Genomic DNA, 1,550 nt, shown 5'->3' on the forward strand with positions numbered 1-1,550 from the left:
GCTCTGGCACTACGAGAATCGCTTAACCATCAAGAGATCCAGTGGGCCGGGAAGGGCGACACCTTCAAGCACTATATGCGTCCCATGATCGCCTTCTTTGAAGGTCTGCTGTATGCGATGACTCCGTTCATGGCATTCGCCCTGGTACTCGGCGACAAGGGCATGTCGATTCTTGGGAAGTACATGGTGCTTCCCTTGGCAGTCGCGCTTTGGATGCCCCTGCTGAGCATCGTAAACGCCTTTACCCTCTGGTATGCCGGCGCGGAGATGCAAGCAATCTTTGACGGGTACGATGCAACCTCGCAAAGCTTTGCAATGCTTCAGTTGCTCGATATAGATCATGCCATTTCCAAAGCTCTAGGCGTCGGAGGCATGCTCGCAGCATCGGTACCGCCGCTCGCGCTCTTCATCGTCTCCGGTTCAGCCATGGTTGCAAATAGCATCATGGGACAGATGACTCAGGGCGATAAGTTCCGCACGGAAGATGTAATGCCTCGTACTAAGGATCAGGCGCCGATTATGGACACATCGGCCAGCTACACGTCTGATCAGATGACTACAGGTGCAAGCGTCACGGGCGCGCGAGCAACAGCACCTAAGTTGTCTGTGGCTGCAGGAGCTGATGCAACTGTTCAAAGCAGCCACGCAAACGCGCAACAAAAAATATCCAACCTTCAAGAGACTCTTCAAAGTGGAGCATCGCAGCTCTCTTCAACATCTGCGGGAAGACAACAGCTTTCGCAAATTGGCGACCAGCTGCAAACGAATCTAAAGCTCGGTGAAAGCACAAATTACAATGAGGCTGTAAGGAAACTTTCCTCAGCGGGATGGAGCCAAGACGAAATTAAAGCTGGCTCAGCATCTGGCCATCTGGGCGGTTCCCTTCCAATGGGTCTGGCTGGCGGAAGGCTGGAACAGTCTGCAAAGTTTCAGCAAATGAGTTCCGAGCAGCAGCAATTAACGAAAGAGGGCGTTCTTCAGCTTCAGCAGGTTGTAGACTCCAATAGGAGCGACACAGCTACGTTTGCTGCAGCTGAAGCATTTACCCAAAATAACCAAGCCATGGAGCAGGTATCTAATAGCGATACAATCGGAAGAACGCTCACGGAAGCGAAATCGGCACAAGCTACATATACAGATACCAAGGCTTCTAGCCAGGGCTGGAGAAGCCAGCAAGACCTTGACATAGGACAGGCTGCGGGTAAGGCAATTGCAAATAGCGGCCTCACAAAACACGCGGCTGCACTGGGCATACGAGAACTTGCAGGACAGAATGAACAGGACTACGCAAGTATTCGCAACCTGATGAATTCTGCTAGTGTTCAGCAAGCCACTACGGATAATGATGAAAGAATCATTGCCGCCTCTATGCTTCATATGCAGCAAACTGGAAGAATGGGTGAGTTGGTAGACTCTCAGTTCTCTCCATTCGACTTCAAGGTTGATTCTGGAAACTCAAACGAACTTGCAGGCCTGAAAGGAGCAGCGCCCGACACCTCTGGTATGGATGATCGCTTCGAGAATGCTCGTAGGGGCGCAGCTGGCGCATT

1 protein-coding gene is annotated in these 1,550 nt (G+C 51.7%); it reads left to right on the top strand.

Annotation, left to right across the window (positions count from 1 at the left end; all coding sequences use genetic code 11):
• Nucleotides 1-1,550 (top strand): conjugal transfer protein TraG N-terminal domain-containing protein (locus HZR81_RS23510; RefSeq protein ID WP_500129387.1); only part of this gene is annotated, 1,550 nt, incomplete at both ends.

The sequence above is a fragment of the Pseudomonas sp. LM13 genome (genome assembly GCF_041381355.1).
Lineage (GTDB): Bacteria > Pseudomonadota > Gammaproteobacteria > Pseudomonadales > Pseudomonadaceae > Stutzerimonas > Stutzerimonas frequens.